The 886-nt window shown below is 40.9% G+C and carries 1 protein-coding gene; it reads right to left on the bottom strand.

What is annotated here, in order from left to right:
• Positions 1–465: 465 nt before the first annotated feature.
• On the bottom strand, positions 466–801 hold the full coding sequence (locus tag KJB35_RS28085) for an energy transducer TonB (protein ID WP_158173982.1): 336 nt from the start codon (positions 799–801) through the stop codon (positions 466–468).
• Positions 802–886 lie beyond the last annotated feature (85 nt).

Below are 886 nucleotides of genomic sequence, written 5' to 3'. Positions count from 1 at the left end.
CAGCTACAAAACTTTACCCCGATTGAAAGACGAAAGTTGGCTAGAAGAAAAACGTACTGAGCTCACCTACTTTTACTGACTTCAAATTAGAAAAGGATTCGTTCCTCGCACTTCGACAGCAACACCAAAGGAAGACAATTTTGACTTAGTAAAACCACGAAAAAGAAGAAGCAATAAAGAAATAGGCTAAAAGTTAGAAACCGTAAACGGTGAAATCAAAGCGAACACTCCGCATATAGTGCCACCGGAAAGAACGTGAAAGGTACAAACTGAAAGGTGTAAAGACGAGCGCCAAAACAGATAAACACCAAAACTTATGACCTTTGATGTCAAACCCGTACTAACGCCCTGCTAAGGGGTGAGCAACGCAATACAAAAGCCGCCGCATACCACCTTAAGCACTAAAATCAACGCATAGCAAAAATGCCACGCGTTGCGAATCCCTCTTAAGCAGTTTGTTATGTGTCAAATTTTAAACTCGAACTTAGCTTTTTTAGGGCCAGTTTCCCCTTTTTCGGAAGGCGCATACTTCCGTTTTGATAATATTCGCACAGCTTCAGCATCGAATACTCCTTTAGGTACAGAATCAGTAACCATTATGTCAATCACATCACCCTGACTATTAATATTAAACGTGAGCACAACAGTACCGACTAATTTGTTTCTCCTTGAACTTTTATGATTCCTAGGCGATACACTGTCCCGAGCTTTGTGTTCTCGATAATTTGGGGAACTAGCACTTTCAATTAAACCAGCGCAGCCAGACAATAATGCCGCTATAAATAATATTAAAATCTTCATACTTAATCTTTGACAACATAACGCCCTGTTAAGGTGTGAGCAACGCAATGCCGATGCTGCCGCATGCCACCTTAATCACTTAAAC

The organism is Vibrio sp. D431a, assembly GCF_030248655.1.
Lineage (GTDB): Bacteria > Pseudomonadota > Gammaproteobacteria > Enterobacterales > Vibrionaceae > Vibrio > Vibrio alginolyticus.
This window is presented reverse-complemented; position numbering and strand designations above follow the sequence as displayed.